17 protein-coding genes are annotated in these 18,678 nt (G+C 70.5%); 6 read left to right on the forward strand and 11 right to left on the reverse strand.

All coding sequences use genetic code 11. From position 1 onward, the window contains the following. Nucleotides 1-3: 3 nt before the first annotated feature. A complete protein-coding gene (gene ispH, locus FHS98_RS07480; protein WP_167102354.1) occupies nucleotides 4-954 on the reverse strand; it encodes a 4-hydroxy-3-methylbut-2-enyl diphosphate reductase in 951 nt (316 codons plus the stop codon). 150 nt (nucleotides 955-1,104) lie between these two features. Here ispH and FHS98_RS07485 point away from each other — a divergent pair, with 150 nt between their 5' ends. Beyond that, a complete protein-coding gene (locus FHS98_RS07485) occupies nucleotides 1,105-1,677 on the forward strand; it encodes an ABC transporter substrate-binding protein (protein WP_341786039.1) in 573 nt (190 codons plus the stop codon). Nucleotides 1,678-1,693: 16 nt separating this feature from the next. Here the strand turns inward: FHS98_RS07485 and FHS98_RS07490 are convergent, their stop codons facing one another. From FHS98_RS07490 to FHS98_RS07525, 8 genes are all read right to left on the reverse strand, one after another. After that, nucleotides 1,694-4,285 (reverse strand): MMPL family transporter, encoded by a 2,592-nt coding sequence (locus tag FHS98_RS07490; RefSeq protein ID WP_167102360.1) that lies wholly within the window; start codon nucleotides 4,283-4,285, stop codon nucleotides 1,694-1,696. 10 nt (nucleotides 4,286-4,295) lie between these two features. Continuing rightward, nucleotides 4,296-4,724: a DUF2141 domain-containing protein gene (locus FHS98_RS07495; protein WP_167102363.1), complete on the reverse strand. Its 429-nt coding sequence runs from the start codon at nucleotides 4,722-4,724 to the stop codon at nucleotides 4,296-4,298. Between the two features lie 50 nt (nucleotides 4,725-4,774). Then, nucleotides 4,775-5,734, reverse strand: a complete 960-nt coding sequence (locus FHS98_RS07500) for a spore coat protein U domain-containing protein (protein ID WP_167102366.1) — start codon at nucleotides 5,732-5,734, stop codon at nucleotides 4,775-4,777. Then, complete coding sequence (locus FHS98_RS07505; RefSeq protein ID WP_167102369.1) at nucleotides 5,731-8,037, reverse strand: fimbria/pilus outer membrane usher protein; 2,307 nt, start codon at nucleotides 8,035-8,037, stop codon at nucleotides 5,731-5,733. The genes FHS98_RS07500 and FHS98_RS07505 overlap by 4 nt, the downstream gene beginning before the upstream one ends. 17 nt (nucleotides 8,038-8,054) lie before the next feature. Then, entirely contained in the window at nucleotides 8,055-8,777 is a 723-nt protein-coding gene (locus tag FHS98_RS07510) for a fimbrial biogenesis chaperone (RefSeq protein WP_167102370.1), read from the reverse strand. A 31-nt stretch (nucleotides 8,778-8,808) separates the two neighbouring features. Further along, entirely contained in the window at nucleotides 8,809-9,255 is a 447-nt protein-coding gene (locus FHS98_RS07515) for a Csu type fimbrial protein (protein ID WP_167102374.1), read from the reverse strand. Between the two features lie 100 nt (nucleotides 9,256-9,355). Further along, complete coding sequence (locus FHS98_RS07520) at nucleotides 9,356-9,907, reverse strand: Csu type fimbrial protein (RefSeq protein ID WP_167102377.1); 552 nt, start codon at nucleotides 9,905-9,907, stop codon at nucleotides 9,356-9,358. 90 nt (nucleotides 9,908-9,997) lie between these two features. Further along, nucleotides 9,998-10,672: a response regulator gene (locus tag FHS98_RS07525; protein WP_167102380.1), complete on the reverse strand. Its 675-nt coding sequence runs from the start codon at nucleotides 10,670-10,672 to the stop codon at nucleotides 9,998-10,000. 174 nt (nucleotides 10,673-10,846) lie between these two features. Between FHS98_RS07525 and FHS98_RS07530 the strand changes: the two genes are divergently transcribed. Genes FHS98_RS07530 through FHS98_RS07540 form a run of 3 tightly spaced genes read left to right on the forward strand, consistent with a single transcriptional unit; the run spans nucleotide 10,847 to nucleotide 14,414 of the window. Continuing rightward, complete coding sequence (locus FHS98_RS07530; protein ID WP_167102383.1) at nucleotides 10,847-11,491, forward strand: LuxR C-terminal-related transcriptional regulator; 645 nt, start codon at nucleotides 10,847-10,849, stop codon at nucleotides 11,489-11,491. Then, entirely contained in the window at nucleotides 11,488-14,019 is a 2,532-nt protein-coding gene (locus FHS98_RS07535; protein WP_167102386.1) for an ATP-binding protein, read from the forward strand. The genes FHS98_RS07530 and FHS98_RS07535 overlap by 4 nt, the downstream gene beginning before the upstream one ends. After that, nucleotides 14,016-14,414, forward strand: a complete 399-nt coding sequence (locus tag FHS98_RS07540) for a response regulator (protein WP_167102389.1) — start codon at nucleotides 14,016-14,018, stop codon at nucleotides 14,412-14,414. Before FHS98_RS07535 ends, FHS98_RS07540 begins: the two co-directional genes overlap by 4 nt. A 27-nt stretch (nucleotides 14,415-14,441) precedes the next feature. Here the strand turns inward: FHS98_RS07540 and FHS98_RS07545 are convergent, their stop codons facing one another. After that, complete coding sequence (locus tag FHS98_RS07545) at nucleotides 14,442-14,723, reverse strand: chorismate mutase (RefSeq protein WP_167102392.1); 282 nt, start codon at nucleotides 14,721-14,723, stop codon at nucleotides 14,442-14,444. A 107-nt stretch (nucleotides 14,724-14,830) separates the two neighbouring features. Between FHS98_RS07545 and FHS98_RS07550 the strand changes: the two genes are divergently transcribed. After that, a complete protein-coding gene (locus FHS98_RS07550; RefSeq protein WP_167102395.1) occupies nucleotides 14,831-15,856 on the forward strand; it encodes a polyprenyl synthetase family protein in 1,026 nt (341 codons plus the stop codon). Here the strand turns inward: FHS98_RS07550 and FHS98_RS07555 are convergent. Beyond that, the gene (locus tag FHS98_RS07555) at nucleotides 15,850-16,101 is read right to left on the reverse strand and encodes a hypothetical protein (RefSeq protein WP_167102398.1); all 252 of its coding nucleotides are present in this window, start codon (nucleotides 16,099-16,101) and stop codon (nucleotides 15,850-15,852) included. The genes FHS98_RS07550 and FHS98_RS07555 overlap by 7 nt on opposite strands. Nucleotides 16,102-16,182: 81 nt before the next feature. Here FHS98_RS07555 and hrpB point away from each other — a divergent pair, with 81 nt between their 5' ends. Then, the gene (gene hrpB, locus FHS98_RS07560; RefSeq protein ID WP_167102401.1) at nucleotides 16,183-18,648 is read left to right on the forward strand and encodes an ATP-dependent helicase HrpB; all 2,466 of its coding nucleotides are present in this window, start codon (nucleotides 16,183-16,185) and stop codon (nucleotides 18,646-18,648) included. Nucleotides 18,649-18,678: the final 30 nt, after the last annotated feature.

Below are 18,678 nucleotides of genomic sequence, written 5' to 3' on the forward strand. Positions count from 1 at the left end.
TCCTTAGGCTACGCGGGCGCGCTGGGGCAGGCGCTCCAGCGCCGGCGGCAGGCGGAACTGCACATTCTCTTCGAGGCCGTCGAGCTTTTCGACGGTGGTGGGGGTGATCGCACGGATCGCGGTGATGACGCTCTGCACCAGCTCTTCGGGCGCCGACGCGCCGGCGGTGAGGCCGATCGTCCCGACGCCGTCCAGCCAGGCCGGATCGAGCTGCGAGCCGTCGGCGATGAGGAAGCTCGGCTTGCCCATCTCCTCGCCGATCTCGCGCAGGCGGTTGGAGTTGGAGCTGTTCGGGCTGCCGACGACCAGCAGCATGTCCGCATGTTCGCACAGCTCGCGCACGGCCGACTGGCGGTTCTGCGTGGCGTAGCAGATGTCGGCCGTGTCGGGGCCGGTGACGTCGGAGAAGCGGGCGGTCAGCGCCGCGATGATCGCGCGCGTGTCGTCCACCGAGAGCGTCGTCTGGGTGATGTAGGCGATCGGCGCGTCGAGCGCGAGCGGCAGGCTCTCCACTTCCTCGGGCGTGCCGACGAGATGGACCTCGCCGTCGATCTGGCCGAGCGTGCCTTCGACTTCCGGGTGGCCGGCATGGCCGATCAGCACCAGCGTGCGCCCCGCCTGGACGTAGCGCCGGCCCTGGATATGCACCTTGCTCACCAGCGGGCAGGTGGCGTCGATCACGGGGAGGCCGCGCGCCTCGGCATCGGCCTGCACCGTGCGGCTGACGCCATGCGCGGAGAAGATCGTCACGGCGCCGGTCGGCACCTCGTTCAGCTCCTCGACGAACACGGCGCCCTTTGCCTTCAGCGTGTCGACGACGTGACGGTTGTGAACGATTTCATGACGGACATAAACGGGCGCCCCCACCCGATCCAGCGCCTGATCCACGATGTCGATCGCGCGGATGACGCCTGCGCAAAAGCCACGGGGTTGGGCGAGAAGCACCTTTACCATCAATATCTCCAGGCGGGTATGGCGCGCACACATAGTCGCTTCGCCGCATCGGCGAAAGGTCACAGCGTGCAACCTTTCGGCTCGACCCTTGTTCAGAGCCGGTTATGACGCCATCCGCGATGAAGCCTCGCTGACCAAAGGATGACGACCGTGACATACAAGACACGCATTGCCGCCGCCCTGGCGCTGATGGCGATCCCGGCCGCGGCGCAGGCGGAGCCCGGCGATTCGGCGGGACGGATCGGGGCCTATAACGACGCGGTGATCGCCATCATGAAGGCGAAGCTGCCGCTCCCCGCGCGCGCCGAGCGCTTCGAGACGGTGGTGAAGGCCTATTACGACATGCCCGGAATCGCGGCGCTGGTGGCCGGGCCGGCCTGGGCGAGTGCGTCGGCGGCGGACAAGTCGGCGGCGATCGGCGCGCTGACGCGGCATTCGGCGGTGTCGCTGGCGCGCAACTTCACCAGCTATTCGGGGGAGAAGTTCATCGTCGATCCCAAGGTGATCGAGCGCGGGCCAGAGCGGGTTGTGAAGGTGACGATCGCCGGCACCCCTTTGTTCTACCGGATGCGCCAGTCGGCCGGGCAGTGGAAGATCGTCGACGTGATCTCCAGCGGCGTCTCCAATCTCGCGCTCCAGCGCGCTGATCTGGCGACCACCGTCGCCAAAGGCGGCCTTCCCGCGATGGTGAAGCGCCTCGGCCAGCTCGACGCGGTGAAATAAGCTCGCGCGGGGGGCGTCAGGCGCGGCGGACGCGCTTGTTGTCCCCCAGCAGCGCCGGTTCGAAGATCAGCGCGCAGACCAAAGTCCAGGCGAGCGAGATCATCAGGATCTTGCCCATGCTGGCCGTGCCCGGATGGCGCGAGAGCCAGAGCGAGCCGAAGGCGCTCCCCGTCGCCAGCGCCGAGAAGAACACCGCGCGGGCGAGCGGCGACTGGATCAGATCGGTCGCCCCGCTCCGCCACGCCATCACGAAGTAGATGTGGAAGGCGACGCCGACGCCGAACAGCAGCGGGAAGGCGATGATGTTGGCGAAGTTGATCGGCTGCCCGATCAGCACGCAGGTGCCGAGCGTCAGGAAGCCCGACAGCACCACCGGCGCGAGCGTGAACGCCACCTCGCGCATATCGCGCAGCACCGCATAGAGCAGCAGACTGACGGCGAGCAGCGCGAGCAGCCCGGCCTCGACGAAGGCCATGGCGACGGTGTGCGCGGCGGCCTGCGTCGAGACGGCGGTGCCGGTGGCCGACGGCGCGACATGGCGGACGGCGCGCACGAAGGCGGCGAGCGCAGGGCCGCTGCGATCGGTGCCGGCGGCGACGAGCTGGACGCGGGCCTGCCCGTCCCTGGCGATCCAGTCCTGCCGGATGTCGGCGGGCAGCGTGTCGACCGTCACCGGCTGGGCCGAGAGGGCGGCGCGCATCTGATCGAGCATCGTGCCGAGCGGCGGCACCAGCATCGCGGTCGCGGCGGTGCGTGCCGTCTCGGGGGCGCCGGCGAGGCGGGTGAAGGCGTCGGCGAGGCGGCGGGCGTCGGCGTCCGCGCGGGTCGAGCCGGTGGCGGCGGTACGCAGGCCCTCGGCGGTGTGGCGGAGCGCTGCGATCGTCTCGGCATCGCTCGGAGGTGAGGCGGGCGCGAAGGGGTTGAGGGTGAAGTCGAGCAGCGCCGAGGCATTGCCGATCAGCGCCAGCTTGGGCGCCTGATCCTCGGGCACGAAGCTCGCGGCGGTGACGGCGTGGCCGACCTCGGGCAGCTTGGACAGCGTGTCGGCCAGCGCCCGCGCATGGGTGAGGTCGGTGGCGAGGATGTCGATCGTGTTGGGATCGCGATCCGGGTCGTGGACCAGATCGGAGAGTGTCGCCATCGCCTCGCCGGCGGGATTGCGCAGGTGGAGCGGGTTGAAGTCGAAATGGACGAAGGCGAGGCTGGCGATGCTCGCCACCATCGACACCCCGAACACGCCCAGCACCCGCTTGCGGCGGCGCATCAGGAAGGCGTCGACGGGCGCGAGCCTGGGATTGCCGAGTTCGGCCTGCGGGTGGCCGGGCTTGAGCAGCATCAGCAGCGCGGGGAGCAGCGTCACCGACAGCGCCAGCGCCACGATCATGCCGAGCCCGGCGATCACGCCCAGTTCCGCGATGCCGACATAGGCGGTCGGCAGGAAGGCCATGAAGCCGAGGCACACCGCGCCCGCCGCCAGCAGCAGCGGCGCGCCCAGCGCGCGGGCGGCGGCGCACATCGCGGCGGCATGGTCCTCATGCTCCAGCCGCTCGGCCTGGAAGCGCACGCCGAGCTGGATGCCGAAATCGACGCCGAGCCCGACGAACAGCGGGATGAAGGCGACCGAGATCAGGTTGAGCTGCCCCACCGCGGCGAGGCCGATGCCGGTGGTGATGACGAGGCCGGCGATGGTGGTGACGAGGATCGCGCCGACGATCTTCCACGAGCGCACCGCGAGACGCAGCGTCAGCAGCATGGCGAGCACCATCACCGCGCCGACCAGCCAGGCATGATCGGCGAGGCTGGCGAACTCCTCGTCGGCGAGCGGCACCGAGCCGGTGAGGCGGACGGTCACGCCATGGGCGGGGTCGAGGCCAAGCTGCGTCGCGGCGGTGCGCACCGCGTTCGTGGCGGGCTCTCCCGGCATCAGCGAGCCATAGTCGAGCACCGGCGTCGCCAGCACGAGGCGGCGCCTGGGGGCCGCCAGCGATCCCTTGTCGGAGCCGAACAGCGCCTGCCACGAGAAGAAGGCCGGCTTGCCCGCCGCTTGGCTGTCGAGCGCGTCGGCCAGCGCCGCCATCGGCCGGTCGATCCGGGCGAGCGTCGCGTCGCCGCGCGCGACGCCCTGCAACATCGTGTCGAGCGCGCCCGCGATCCCGCGCAGCGAGGGATCGGCGGCGAGCGGCCCGAGGAAGGGCTGGGCGTCCACCATCTGCCTGGTCGCGGCGGCGACATCGGCCTCGCTGCCGAACAGCAGGCCCTCGCGGGCGAAGAAGTCGCCGCCGTCGGGGCGCACGACACGGCGGAAATGGGCGGGGTCGGCGGCCATCTTCGCGGCGAGCCCGGCGGCGGCGCGCTCGGCCAGCTCGGGCGTCTGTCCGTCGATCACCACCAGCACCGAATCGCCGTTCTGCGGGAAGGCGGCGTCCATCTTCTTCTCGTTCACGCGCCAGCCGACCGTGTCGGAGATCAGCGCCGAGGTGTCGGTGGTCATCGCGAAGCGGTCGCTGGTGAAGAGCAGCGCGCCGATGGTGAGCAGCAGCGCGGCGGCCAGCACCCACCACGGGCGACGGCAGGCAAGCGCGACGAGGCGATCGAGGGAACGGATCATGCCGGCGCCCTCAGAGGAAGCTGCGCAGCGCAAGCGTGATGCGCTGCCGTTCGCTGCCATGATCGAAGGCGGCATCGGCGAATTTGGGCGGGCTCATATGGACGGGCGCGTCGCGCGAGAAGCCGAGCGGCTCGGTCGGGATGCCGAACAGCGCGCGGTCCACCTTCCCGTTGCCGTTGCGATCGTGGAAGACCTGCGCGGCATAGCGGCCGGGCGGCACGTCGGGCACGGTGACGACGGTGGTGCCGATCGTCGCCGGTGCCTCGGCCGAATAAGGGCAATCCTCCTTCAGGAATTTCTCCTGCGGGCAGATGTCGACATGGATGCGCCCCTTGGCCGAGGTGACGTTGGTGACGGCCACGTCGATGGCGGCGGCCTGCGACGGGGCGGGCAGGGCCAGCAGGGCCAGCAGCGGAAGCAGCGCAAGGGGCGTCGACATGGCCTTCCCCCACCACAGAATCCCCCGCCTGTCGAGCCATCCGGGCGCATTCAGAAGCTGAGCACGACGCTGACCGTGTCGGTATAATGGCCGGCCGGCGGCGTCGTCTGGGCCGGGTTGACGCCGATCTTGTAGGTCTGCTGCTGGGCCGGCGAGACGAGGCCGGTGCCCTTGCCGCCATTGGCCTGATTGGTCTGCGGATTGCTCTGGTCCCAGATGGTGACGCCGTCGGGAAGATAGATGTTGTACTGGAGGCTGTGGCCGCCGGTGTCGCTCATCGCCCGCCATGGCCGCGCGCTGGTGTTGCCGCCGGCGGTGAAGGACACCTGATAGCTGCTGCCCCTGGTGCAGTCGGTCAGCACCGCCTTGGTGGCCATGCCGAACTGGCTGGCGAGCGGGGCGCTGCCGAGGCTCACGTCGTTCGCGGTGATCTTGCAGTCCGCGTTGACCTTGAGCGTCACCACGATCGTCGAGGTGCCCGTGCCGGTATCGGAGGTGACGCACACCACCACCGCCACGATGCAGATGTTCCAGCTCCAGGCGACCGTCAGCGTGCCGGTATAGGTGCCGGCGGCGACGTTCGGGCCGGCGCTGAGCTTCATATACATCTTCGGCGTGAAGGTGCCGCCGGTCAGGATGCCCAGCGAGAGGAGCGCGCTGTCCGTATAATTGACCGTCCCGCCCTGCGTGAACGGGATGGTCCCCGCCTGATCGGCCGAGACGCTGAAGGGGATGGCATCGCTGCCGGGGCCGGTCAGGAGCTTGAAGCCGTTGGCGCTCGTCATCGTCGCGTTCGCATAGTTGGTGCCGAGCAAGGCGATCGCCGAGGCGTTGCAGGTGAGGCCCGCCGATCCGTTGATGGCCGGGATGGTCTGTGCCTGCACGTCGTAGGAAGAGGAGGGCTGGAAGGTGAAAGCCGGGTTCGAGACGGTGCAATAGGATGCCGCCTGCGCCACGCCGGGCACGCCCAGCGCCAGCAGCAGGGCGACGAGGAGGCGGGCGAGGCTCACCGGCATGGCACCGGCCCGATCTGCGCGAGCGGTTTGGCGTCGGCGGGCAGCACCACCTCCGCGCGGCAGTGCTGGCCGTCCTGACGGAGCACGGAGAGCGTCGTGCGGCCGGCGATGTCGTCGAGATAGACGATGCCGTCCCAGCCGATCTCGGTGTCGGCGGCGTTGGCGCGGCTGACCCGGCCGCCGGGGGCCAGCGGACGGCCGCGTTCGTCCACCAGTGTCACGGTGGCGCTGCGCACCGTGCGTACACCCATCCGCACCAGCGCGCCGGTGCCCTCGCGGAGCGCGACGCGCCGCTCCACCGTCGTCGCGACGCGGTCGGCGGGGAGGCCCAGCGTGTCGATGGCGAAGCGGCCGGTATGATAGGAGGTGATGACCGGCACGAAGAGATGGCCGCGCCTGTCGGTGACGCCCATCGGCTGGTTCTCGTAGGAGACCGGTACGCCCGGCATCCCGTCGGTGGAGACGACGGCGAAGGCGTCCGATACCTGATTGGCGGCGAACCAGTCGTGATCCATCACCACCAGCGCGCCGGTCGCGCCCAGCCATTGCGAGTTCTGCCCCCGCGCGAAGGCGCCCCCGGCCTGCACTTCCACCGCCGGACCGCGCCAGGTGAGCGTGCCTTGTCCATAAGCGCGGCCATGCTCGTCGGAGGCGAGGCTGGCATTGGCGCCCAGACCGCCCTCGCTCGGCACCGAGCGGGCATAATCCAGCTCGCCGAGCAGCCCCCGGCTCGGATCATGGCTGATGCCCGCGCTCACCGTGTTGCGGCCGAACGGCACGATCAGGCGGAGCTGTGCGCTGCTGCTGTGGGCGTTGAAGTCGTGGTCCGCGCTCAGGAACAGGCTGGCGACGCGGCCGAGCGATCGGGAATAGGAGAGCGATCCGATCCGCGTGCGCGGGCCGGCGAGCGTGCGCGCGTCGATGAAGGCAAGGCCGACGCTGCCCTGCCGATCGAAATTGACGCTGGCCACGACGCGGTCGCTGCGGCGGGTCGGGGCAAAGCTGGCGAGGTCGAAGCTGCCGAGGTCGCGATAGGCGCCGGAGCGCTGGTCATGCTCGGCGCCGATCGTGAAGCGGCGCGAGGAATAGCTGTAGCCCACCGTCCACTGGCTGGCGGTGCGTCCATCGGCATGGCTGGCGGCGGCGGAGACGGCGAGCGTGCCGATCAGCCCCGGCGCCCAGACGATGCCCGCGCCACCCAGCGCCAGCCCGCGCGTCGTCTCGCCATGCGCTTCGATCGTGACATGGCTGGTGAGCCCGCGCCGCACCGTGCCGCTGGCCGCCAGCGCGCCGTACCGGAAGCTTCGGACGCCATAGGCGCGTCGCAGGAAGCCGATCTCGGCCGAGCCGTCGAGCAGGCCGGGCTTGAGGAGCTGGGAGGAGACGTAGAAGGGGATGGTGGTCGCCACCTGACGGCCGACCGCGTCGGTGGTGATGATGGTGGCCTCGCCCGCGCCGTTCACCACCGGGATGTTGTCGAGCACGAAGCGGCCCGGCGCGACGTCCGCGCCCTGCTGGCGATAGCCGTCGACGAACAGGTCCACGGCGGAGGGCACCGCCGTCTTTCCCGCGAAGCTCGGCAGCGGCATGGTCAGCAGGTCCGGCCGCACCCGATAGTCCCGCGCGATCTGGAAGCCGCCCATCCGCACCGAAGTGGTCCAGGGCAGCGACTGGGTGATGAGGTCGCCCGCCGTGAAGGCCAGCGCATGGTCCTCGTCGACATGGCGATAGCGCGTGTCGTAGCGCAGATAGCCCTGCGGCGCGGAGGAGCCGCCGCCCTGCACCGCGCGCAGCGTGCCGTCGTTGGAGAGCGTGCCGAACGGACCGAACAGCCGCTGCTCGGTCCACAGCGATGCGCTGGTGATGCCGCCGCCGTGCTGCACATAGGCGTCGTAGTTCAGCATCGCGCCGACATTGGCGACGGTCGGGCTGCGTTCGCGATTCTCGGCGACGATATGGCTGGTCGGCAGCAGATCGGGGGAGGCGTCGATGCGCAGCGTCTGCCCCATCGCGTCATATTGCGCGGTCAGGCCATGCATATGCGCCACGTCGACGAGGCCGTCTCCCGGCACCAGCAGCCCGGCCGCGCGCAGGTCCGCACTGTTCACCATCTGCTGGCCGAAGCGCAGCATCAGCGGCACCACGTCGCCGGACGGGCGGCCGTTGAGCACGATCTCCACGAACAGCGGCTGGCTGGCCGGCGCCGGGTCGATCGGCGGCAGGCTGGCGGCCGCGATTGCCGCCCCGGTCTGTCCGAGCCCCGAGGGAAGGAGGAAGAGGAGAAGGAGGCGCCGCATGGCATCGGTGCGCGGGCTCAGGCTGTCGGCGTCAGGCTGATGTCGCGGCCGTTGACGTTGACGACGAGCGTGCCGTCGACCGGCGCGTCCGCCGGCAGGGGCCAGCGCATCGTCGAGCCCGCCAGCACATAGCCGAGCAGCCCGCCCGCCGCCGTCACCGTCCGCCCGCCGCGCACCACCCGCAGATCGACCAGCCGGGCGTGGAGATCACCCGTGTTGCGGATTTCGGCATAGGGCTTGCCGCCCACCAGCACGGTGCGCCCCGCGAGCGCGGGCGTGCCATGGGCGCCCGCCCCGTCATAGGCGAAGAGCGGGATCGAATAGCGCATCTGCACCGCAAGATGCGCGCCCACCGCATCGGTGCGCGAGGAGTCGATCGGCGGCGGCAGCTCGTCGATCAGCAGGCGATAGCAATGCTCCGCCGAGGCCGCGCCGGCGGCGCGGCGGATGATGCGGACGAGCTGGCGCTGGCCGGGCGCGACATTGGCGATGGGCGGGCTCGGGATCACCTCGTCCTGCCGGTCGAAACGATCGTCCCCGCCGGACTGGCTCCACGCGAAGGAGCGGATCTGGAGCGTGACGGGGGTGTTGCCGCGATTCTCGATCCAGAGCGCGGTGGCCTTCTCGCCGCTCGCGATGACGGGATCGATCGGCCACAGCACCACCGATCCCGCGTGCGATGGCGTGGCGGCCAGCATCGCGGCGGCGAGAAAGGGCAGCGCAAGGGCGCGGCATGTCATCACATCAATCCCCCCAATGCGAGGCGCGCGCTCACCAACTGAGCGTCACGCGAACCGTGTCGGAATAGGCGCCGGCCACCATCGAGCCGGGCAAGGTGGCCTTGGCGTGGACGGGAAAGGCCATGTGCGAGGTGCCCGCCGGGAAGGAGAGGCTGACCGCCTGGCTCGTCCACGGCGTGGCGCTGCCGTTGGCGTAGAGCTGGTACGGCACCCGCGCGCCGGCATTCCCCGCGATGGCGAGCTGACGCACCCCTCCGCTCGGCTGGTTCCCGTTGTCGGCGGTCAGGCTGACGGTCAGGCCCGGCGTGCAGTCGATCTGGATGCCGTTCGCGCCGCCCGAGAGCAGGTCCGCCTCCACCGTCCCCGTCGCCGAGCTGGAGACGCTGCCCAGCGCGATGTCGCCCCAATGGCCCGATCCGCCCGTGGCGACGAGGCAGCCGTTGACGATATCGGCGGAAACCTGAAACGCCTTGGTCATCTGCGCCGAGGCCGGCCCTCCCGCGAGTAGGCCGATCAGGGCGGTTGCGAGAGGCCCGAGGCGGCGCACGGCGATCGCCCTTTCCCGCCTTCCCCCGATGCTACCAGTTCAGCGTCACCTGGATCGTATCCGTATAGGAGCCCGCGGGCAGGATCACGCCGCCGCTGTTGACATGGGCATAGAGCGGCACGCTGAACGCAGTCGTCGTCGCGGTGCCGAGGCTGATCTGCTGGTTGATGGTGATCTCGTCGGTGGCGCCGGCGTCGCTGTAGAGATGATAGGGGAGCATGTTGCTGCCCGACGCCATGCGATGCACGCCGCTGTCGTCGTGCGCGCCCGTGCCGATCGTCAGCGAAGGCGTGAGGCCGGGTGAGCAGAGCACCGAAATGGCGTTGCCGCCGCCGGTGGCGACGAGCTGTGCGCTGGTGTCCCCGAAGATGCCCGACTGATCGGTGAAGGCGATGCTGCCGATCTGGCCGAGGCTCGACGCCATCGCGGCCCCGTTAACCATGCAGGAGGCGTTGACGTTCAGCGAGACGCCGATCGTGCCCGTGGAGGAGTCGGCCTTGGCCGGCGCGGAGCCCAGCGCCGTCGCGGCGACGGCAAGGGCCGCGAGGCCGATGACGCGGGTCGGTGAATGAGGCTGGAACATGGCTGGATCCTGTTGTGCTTGGCAGGATCGAGAAGCGCCGGGCATGGTTAACAAGCTTCTGCGGAAAAGCCGCCGGCCGGGCGATTTAGACTAGGGTCTAGCCTCTCCGGGCGTTTCCTGCGGGCGGCCAAGCTCCGCCAGCGCCTTGCGGGCGGCGACGCGGGCGGCTTCCCATTGCGAATCTTCGCCCTCCGACACGGCGAGCCAGATGCGGGAGACTTCGGGGAAACCCAGCGTGCCGGCGATCCCCGCCACCCGATGCGCGCGGGAGCGGCGTTCACCCGGGCCGTCCGGCGCCGTCAGGGCATCGGCGAGCTGATCGCGGAAGCGGCCCAGCATTGCGAGGATCTCCGCCTCGCCGAACAGGGCGGCGAGGCGTGCGCTGTCATGCGGCCTCGCCGACGGCCGCCACGGCTCGACCGCGGCGAGCAGCTCGGGCGCGGTGAAGGGCTTGCCGATATAGCCGTCCATGCCCGCGCCATGGAGCCGAGCGGCGGTCTCGGTATGCGACAGCGCGGTGAAGGCGACGATCGGCATGGTGCCGCCCTCGCCACGGATCGCCGCGGCCGCCTCGAAGCCGTCCATGTCCGGCATCTGGATGTCCATCAGCACCAGCGCGTAAGCCCGCCTGCGCACGGCGAGGATCGCCGAAGCCCCGTCTTCCACCGTGTCGGCATGCCAGCCGGCCTGCCCCAGCATCACGGACGCGATGCCGCGATTAACCGCTTCGTCATCTACAACAAGAATGGATGGATTTTCCACCATCGTATTAATCCAGTTTGTAGCACGACTGTGCAAATCACATTTCTCTCTGTTGCCCCAAATCTGGGCGAATGCTTCATTGAATAGAGAGGGAGTTTCTGCAAATTCTAAAGCAAATATCGACCAAGGTAGAGGAAAAGGGGTGCGGGGGCGCTCCGTTCAGACAGGGGGTGGCGTTTGGCAGCGCGTTTGTTGCTTGCGGATGATCATCCGCTGATCCGTGAAGGGCTGGCCCTCGCCGCGCGCGTCGCCATGCCGGAATTGACCATCGACAGTGTCGGCAGCATCGCCGAAGCCGAGGCGGCCATAGCCCGCCACAAGGGCTACCGGCTCGCGCTGCTGGATCTGATCCTGCCGGATGCGCGGGGCTTCTCCGGGTTCCTGCGGCTCCAGCACGCGCTGGGCGACGTGCCGATCGTGATCGTCTCCGCCCGGCAGCAGCCAGAATTGGTGGAGGCGGCGCGGGCGCTCGGCGCGGCCGGTTATCTGTCGAAGGCCCAGCCGCTCGACGAGACGCTGGCCTCGCTCCGCATGGTGCTGGCCGGCAAGACGGTCTTCCCCGCGGGTATCGGCCACGGGCGCACGGAAACGGTGGTGGCGCGGCAGCGCATCTCCGAACTGTCGAATGCGCAGCTCCGGGTGCTGATGGCGCTGGCGGACGGGCGCCTCAACAAGCAGATCGCCGGCGAACTCGGTGTCACGGAGGCGACCGTGAAGGCGCACATGACGGCGATCTTCCGCAAGCTCGGCGTCACCAACCGCACCCAGGCGATCCTCGCCATGCAACCCCTCCTGGCGGATCGGCCGGACGACGTCCCATGATGGAGGCGCTGCTCGCGCCCGCCGCACCCGTGCAGCGCCGGCCGTCGCGGACGCCGTTCCTGCTTCTGGGCATGTTGAGCCCGCTGCTTCTGTTCGCGCTGGCGCTGTGGTTCAGCTTGCAGACGGGCCATCTGCGGGCGATGCGGAGCGTCATCCGCGCCTCGTTCGAGAAGCGGATCGTCACCAGCGAGCTGCTGCGCGAGCTGTCCGACGCCGAGGCGGCGGAGCGGGGTTATATCCTCACCGGCGATGCCGTGATGCTGCGCAATTTCGATCGCTCGCGGCTGCGGGTGGCGACCGATCTCGCGCAACTGAACGAGCTATATGACGACGAGCCGGCGCAGTCCGAACGGATCGCGCGGCTCCAACTCCTGCTCGGCGCCCGGCTCGGCCGGATGACCGACGCGATCCACGGACGCGAACCGGGGACGGCGGCGGAGGCGGACCTCCCGAGCCCGGACGAGCGCCGTCAGGCGGACGAGGCCTATGGCATCGTCACCGCGCTGATCGCCAAGGAGGAGGGCACGCTCGCGGCCCGGCTCCAGCTCATCCGCGATCGCAATGATTCGCTTCAGCGCTTCGTCTGGGCGCTGAACCTGACGGTCAGCCTGATCCTGATGCTGGCGCTGTGGATGCTCTGGCGCTCGCGGATCGAGCAGCATCGCGTCGAGCTTCGCGCGCACGATGCGGCGGCGCGGCTCCGGGCGATCTTCGCCAGCACCACCGACGCGATCGTGATCCTCAATCCGCAGGGCATGATCGAGGCGGTGAACGCCGCGACGACGCGGATGCTGGGCTATGGCCCGGCCGAGCTGGTCAGTCGCGATGCCTCCACCCTGCTCGACGTGATGGACGGCGAGGGGCATTTCCACACGCGCGTCGGGCTGGTCGACGGGCGGCTGGAGCAGACCGGCTGGCTCGATCGCACCGTCCGCCATCGCGACGGACATCTCGTGCCGGTGGATATCGGGCTCGGCCTGATGCCGCTGCCGGGCGAGTTGCACATCGTCGCCGCGATCCGCGACATTTCGGAGCGCAAGGCGGTGGAGCGGCTGAAGGACGAGTTCGTCGCCACGGTGAGCCACGAGCTGCGCACGCCGCTCACCTCGGTGGTCGGCTCGCTGGGCTTGCTGCGGGCGGGATCGGTGGGCGAGCTGCCCGATGCGGCGCATCGCCTGGTGGAGATCGCCGAGAACAACAGCCGCCGCCTGATCCGCCTCATCAACGACATTCTCGACATCGAGAAGATCAGCTCGGGCCGGATGCGGTTCGAATGCGAGCCGGTCGATCTGGTGGCGATGGCGGAGCGCGCGATCGAGGGAAGCCGCGGCCTCGCCGACACAAGGCGGGTGCGGCTGGAGCTGTCGGCGCGCGAACGGCCGATCGTCGTGCAGGGCGATGAGGAGAGGCTGCTCCAGGTCGTCACCAACCTGCTGTCCAACGCGATCCGCTATTCGCCGGAAGGGGGCGAGGTGCGGGTGTCGCTGCTGGCGGAGAGCGGCACCGCGCAACTGGCGGTCGAGGACGAAGGCCCCGGCATCCCCGCCGAGTTTCACAGCCGCATCTTCGAGCGCTTCGCCCAGGCGCGTCACCCTGCCGCGCGAGACGGCGCCGGCGCGGGGGCGACCGGCGGCGGCACCGGCCTCGGCCTCGCCATCTCGCGCGAGATCATGGCGGCCCATGGCGGCCGCATCTGGTTCGGCAGCGCCGATGGCGGCGGCGCGCGGCTCACCTGTTCGCTGCCGCTGGCCCACAAGGCGGCGCTCACCGCCGACGAGCAGGGCCGCGCCCGCGTGCTGCTCTGCGAGCCGCAGGAGGAGCCGGCCGCCGCGCTCCGCGCCGTCCTCGATCAGGAGGGATATGTCGTCGATCGTGTCGGCACCGGGCAGGAGGCGGAAGAGAGCATGGCTTCCGGCCGCTATGACGTCATGCTGATCGAGCGGATGCTGCCGGACGGCGACGGGCTGGAGACGGTCCGCGCGCTGCGGCGCAATCCGGTGACGCGCGCGTTGCCGGTGATCGTCGTCTCGGGCGCCGGGGCGGAGGCGAGCGGCCCGGAGGGGCTCGATCTGGTCGACTGGCTCGACACGCCGCTCGAGCCCGAGCGGCTGCGCCAGGCGATCGGCCGCGCCGTCGGCCATATGTCCTCCGATCGCCCGACCCTCCTGCACATCGACGACGATCCCGACGTGCAGGAGGTGACCGCCATGGCGCTGGCCGATCAGGGCCGCGTGCTGCGCGCGACCAGCATCGCCTCGGCGCGCGCGCTGCTGGCGAACCATGTGCCGGATGTCGTCATCCTCGACTTCAACCTGCCCGACGGCTCCGGGCTCGATCTGCTGCCGGATCTGTCCACCGCCGACGGAAGGGCGATCCCCACCATCATCTATTCGGCCGAGGATGTCGGCCCCGAGGTACGGGGCCGTGTCGATGCCGTGCTCATCAAATCCCGACGCTCGCTGACCAGCCTGGCGCATACGATCCGCCAGATCCTGGCCGGGGAGCCTGTTAACGTGGCTGGCTTATGAACGAACCCATGAAGATTCTGTGCGTCGACGACGATCATGACATCCGCACCATCGCGGTGATGGCGCTGGGGCTCGATCCGGGGATGGAGGTGCGCTCCGTCGGCTCGGGCATCGAGATGCTGGCGCTGCTCCGCTCCGCCCGCTGGCGACCGGACGCGATCCTGCTCGACGTGATGATGCCGGATATGGATGGCCCGGCCGCGCTCAAGGCGGTGCGCGCCTTCGCCGTCTACGCGAATCTGCCGGTGATCTTCATGACGGCGCGCGCCGGCAAGGCCGATATCGAGGCCTATCGCCGGATGGGCGTGCATGGCGTGATCGTGAAGCCCTTCAACCCCATCCACCTCGCCGACGAAGTGCGCGTGATGGTGGACAACCGGGCGCTCGCCCACTGACGGGCGGCGCGCCGGCCTCCGGGCGCGTCAGCCTTCGCGGACGCGCTCGTGGTGATGGATCACCTCGTCGATGATGAAGCGCAGGAATTTCTCGGAGAAATCGGGATCGAGATGCGCCGCCTCGGCGAGGCCGCGCAGCCGGGCGATCTGCTGGCCCTCTCGGCCCGGATCGGCCGGCGGCAGGCCCACGTCGGCCTTGTAGCGCCCCACCGCCTGCGTGACCTTGAAGCGCTCGGCCAAAAGGAACACGAGCGCCGCGTCGATATTGTCGATACTCTCGCGGTAGCGCTTGAGCGTGTCGTCGGTCATCCTGCGTGCGTCCTCCGGCAAAATCCCCCGCTCTCTTCGCGGGCGCCCGCCCGACATGCAAGCCTCGCTTGCCTTTATACGCATCAAGGCTCACAGGACGGCCCGACATGACCGCGACTGTCCATCCCCTCCACTCCGCCGCGCCGGGCACGCCCGCGCCCTCGCTCGATCCGCTGGTGGCGCTGATCGCGTCGGACATGAACCAGGTGAACACGGTGATCCTGGAGCGGATGCAGAGCGAGGTGCCGCTCATCCCGGAGCTGGCGGGTCATCTGATCGCCGGCGGCGGCAAGCGGATGCGCCCGATGCTGACGCTCGCCTGCGCGAAGCTGCTGGGGTATGGCGGCACGCGGCAGCATAAACTGGCCGCGACGGTCGAGTTCATCCACACCGCGACGCTGCTTCATGACGATGTCGTCGACGGCTCGGGGATGCGCCGCGGCCGCCGCACCGCCAACATCATCTGGGGCAACCCGGCGAGCGTGCTGGTCGGCGATTTCCTGTTCTCGCGCGCCTTCGAGCTGATGGTCGAGGACGGCTCGCTGCGGGTGCTGCGCATCCTTTCCAACGCGTCCGCCGTGATCGCGGAGGGCGAGGTCGCCCAGCTCACCGCCCAGCGCCGCATCGAGACCGACGAGGAGCGCTATCTCGCGATCATCGGCGCCAAGACCGCCGCGCTGTTCGCCGCCGCCTGCCGCATCGCCGCCGTGGTCGCCGAGCGTGACGATGCCGACGAGGAGGCGCTGGACGCCTATGGCCGCAACCTCGGCATCGCCTTCCAGCTCGTCGACGACGCGATCGATTACGCGTCGGACGGCAACACGATGGGGAAGGACACCGGCGACGATTTCCGCGACGGCAAGGTGACGCTGCCCGTCATCCTCGCTTATGCGCGCGGCGACGACGTCCAGCGGAAGTTCTGGAAGGACGCGATCGAGGGCCGCCGCGTGTCGGACGAGGATCTCGCCCATGCCAACGCCCTGCTCGAAGAGTCGAACGCCGTGGCCGACACGCTGGCCCGCGCCCGCCATTACGGCCAGCGCGCGATCGCGGCGCTCGGCCGCTTCCCGGACGGCCGAGCCAAGTCCGCGCTGATCGAAGCCGCCCAGTTCGCGGTGTCGCGCGCCTATTGAGGCGGTCGGTCGGGCTGCTCGTAGGTGAGCATACCCACCAGGATATAGAGGGTCGCCAGCGCGATGCGCGCCGCCCACGCCACGGCGTTCGGAAGCCAGATGGTGGCGAGCAGGAGCAGCACGAGGCCCAGCGTCATCAGCCACGCCTGCCAGGCGAACGGAAAGGGCAGGAGGCCGCCCGCCGCATTCGGCTGGAACCAGCCATTGCCGCGGAGAGCGAGATAGAATCGCGTCACCCAGTTCATGCGGGCAGTCTGGGACGGGGCGGGGGCGGCGACAAGAGCCCGCGATGGACGCCCGCTCGCGACCGTCCTAAGCCGCTCGGCGTGACCGACCTGCCGATCCATGCCGTCCTTCCCGATCTCCTCGCCGCGCTCCGCGCCGGGCCGTCGGCCGTGCTGGTGGCGCCTCCGGGGGCGGGCAAGACGACGGCGGTGGCACCGGCGCTGATCGGCGAGCCATGGTGTGCGGGCGAGGTGCTGCTGCTCTCGCCCCGCCGCCTCGCCGCGCGCGCGGCGGCCGAGCGGATGGCGCAGCTCGCGGGCGAGCCGGTCGGCAAGACCTTCGGCTATGCGACCCGCCTCGATACGAAGCGATCGGCCGCCACCCGCGTCACGGTGCTGACCGAGGGCATTTTCCGCAACCGCATCCAGGCCGATCCCGAACTGGCGGGCGTTTCCGCCGTGCTGTTCGACGAGGTGCATGAGCGCAGCCTCGACAGTGACTTCGGCCTCGCGCTGGCGCTGGATGCGCAGGGGGCGCTCCGCCCCGATCTCCGACTGGTGGCGATGTCGGCGACGCTGGACGGCGAACGCTTCGCCCGGTTGATGGGCGAGGGCACGCCGCTGATCGAGAGCGCCGGCCGCAGCTTCCCGATCGAGCATCGCCATCTCGGTCGCGATTCGAACCAGCGGATCGAGGACGCGATGGCCGCCGCAATCCGGCAGGCGCTGGCCGACGAAGCGGAGGGCGGTCTGCTCGCCTTCCTGCCCGGCGTCGCCGAGATCGAGCGCACCGCCGAGCGGCTCGACCGTCTTCCGGCGAACATCCTTCTCCACCGCCTCCATGGCAGTCTCGACCCCGCCGAGCAGCGCGCCGCCATCGCCGCCGCGCCGGCGGGAGCGCGCAAGCTGGTGCTGGCGACGTCGATCGCGGAGACCAGCCTGACGCTCGACGGCGTGCGGATCGTTGTCGACTCCGGCCTTGCACGCCGGCCGCGCTACGATCGGGCGGCGGGCGTCACCCGCCTCTCCACCGAGCGGGTGAGCCAGGCCGCCGCGACCCAGCGCGCGGGCCGTGCCGGGCGTCAGGCGCCGGGTGTGGTCTATCGCTTGTGGGAGGCCGCCGCGACCGCCGGCCTGCCGCCCTACGATCCGCCCGAGATTCTCGAAGCCGATCTCTCCACGCTGCTGCTCGATTGCGCGATCTGGGGCGTGGCCGATCCGGCGCGGCTCCGCTGGCTCGACGTGCCGCCTGCCGCCGCCGTGGCGGAGGCGCGGGGGCGGCTCGCCTCGCTCGGCGCGATCGATGCCGACGGGCGGCCGACCGCGCATGGCCGCGCCATCGCCGCACTGCCGCTCCCGCCGCGGCTCGGGCATATGCTCGTGGCGGCCGCGCCTCTGAGGCTGGCCGGCGTGGCGGGCGAAGTGGCGGCGCTGCTCTCCGAACGCGGGCTGGGCGGCGATGCGCCCGATCTCGCGCAGCGGCTCCAGCGCTGGCGGGGCGAGCGCGGCAAGCGGGCTGAGGCGGCGCGGGGCCTCGCCTGGCGCTGGGCGAAGCTGGTCGGCGGCGATGCGGCGCATGGCCCGGTCGATGGCGAGGAGGTCGCGACCTGCGTGGCGCTCGCCTACCCGGACCGGATCGCGCGCCGCCGCGACACCTCGGGCGAGACATGGGCGAGCGCGGGCGGTCGCGGCTTCAGGCTCGATCCGCTGTCGCCCCTCGCGCGCGAGGCGTGGCTCGCCGTCGCCGAGACGCAGGGCATCGCCGCGGGCGCCCGCATCCTCTCCGCCGCGACCATCGAGCGGGCGACCATCGAACGCCTCTATGGCGATCGCATCGAGGCGGTCCGCTCCGTTCGGTTCGATCCGGCGACCGGCGGCATCGTCGCCACCCGCGAGCGGCGGCTCGGCCAGCTTCGGCTGGGTGGCGGCCCGGACGACAAGCCCGACCCGGAGGCCGTCGCCGCCGCGCTCGTCGAGGGCGTGCGAGCCGGGGGGCTCGGCCTGCTGGGCTGGCCCGAAGGCGTCGCCCGCCTGCGCGAGCGGGCCGCCTTCGCGCGGAGGTTCGATCCCGCACTCGCCGATCTCTCCGACGAGGCGCTGCTCGTTGGGCTCGACGACTGGCTGCCCGCGCTGGTCGAGGGGCGGCGGCGGCTCGATGCGATCCCGGCGGGCGACATCGCCAATGCCATCGACGGGCTCATCGGCTGGGACGGGCGCCGCACCGTCGACCGGCTGGCGCCGGACCGGCTCTCGACTCCGGCCGGCAGCTCGCATCCCATCGACTATGCCGCCGATGGCGGGCCGACCGTCGAGCTGCGGCCGCAGGCTCTGTTCGGCCTTTCCGTTCACCCGACCGTCGGGGGCGGGCAGGTGCCGATTATCCTCTCGCTCACCTCGCCGGCGGGGCGGCCGATCCAGACCACGCGCGACCTGCCCGGTTTCTGGGCGGGAAGCTGGTCCGCCGTCGCCAAGGAGATGCGCGGCCGCTACCCGCGCCATCCGTGGCCCGACGATCCCGCCGCCGCCGATCCGACGCTGCGCACCAAGAAGGCGTCCCGGCGGACTTGACCACGCCGGGCTTGACGGGGGCTTGCCCCG

The sequence above is a fragment of the Sphingomonas oligoaromativorans genome, from assembly GCF_011762195.1.
GTDB classification, from domain to species: Bacteria; Pseudomonadota; Alphaproteobacteria; order Sphingomonadales; family Sphingomonadaceae; genus Solisphingomonas; species Solisphingomonas oligoaromativorans.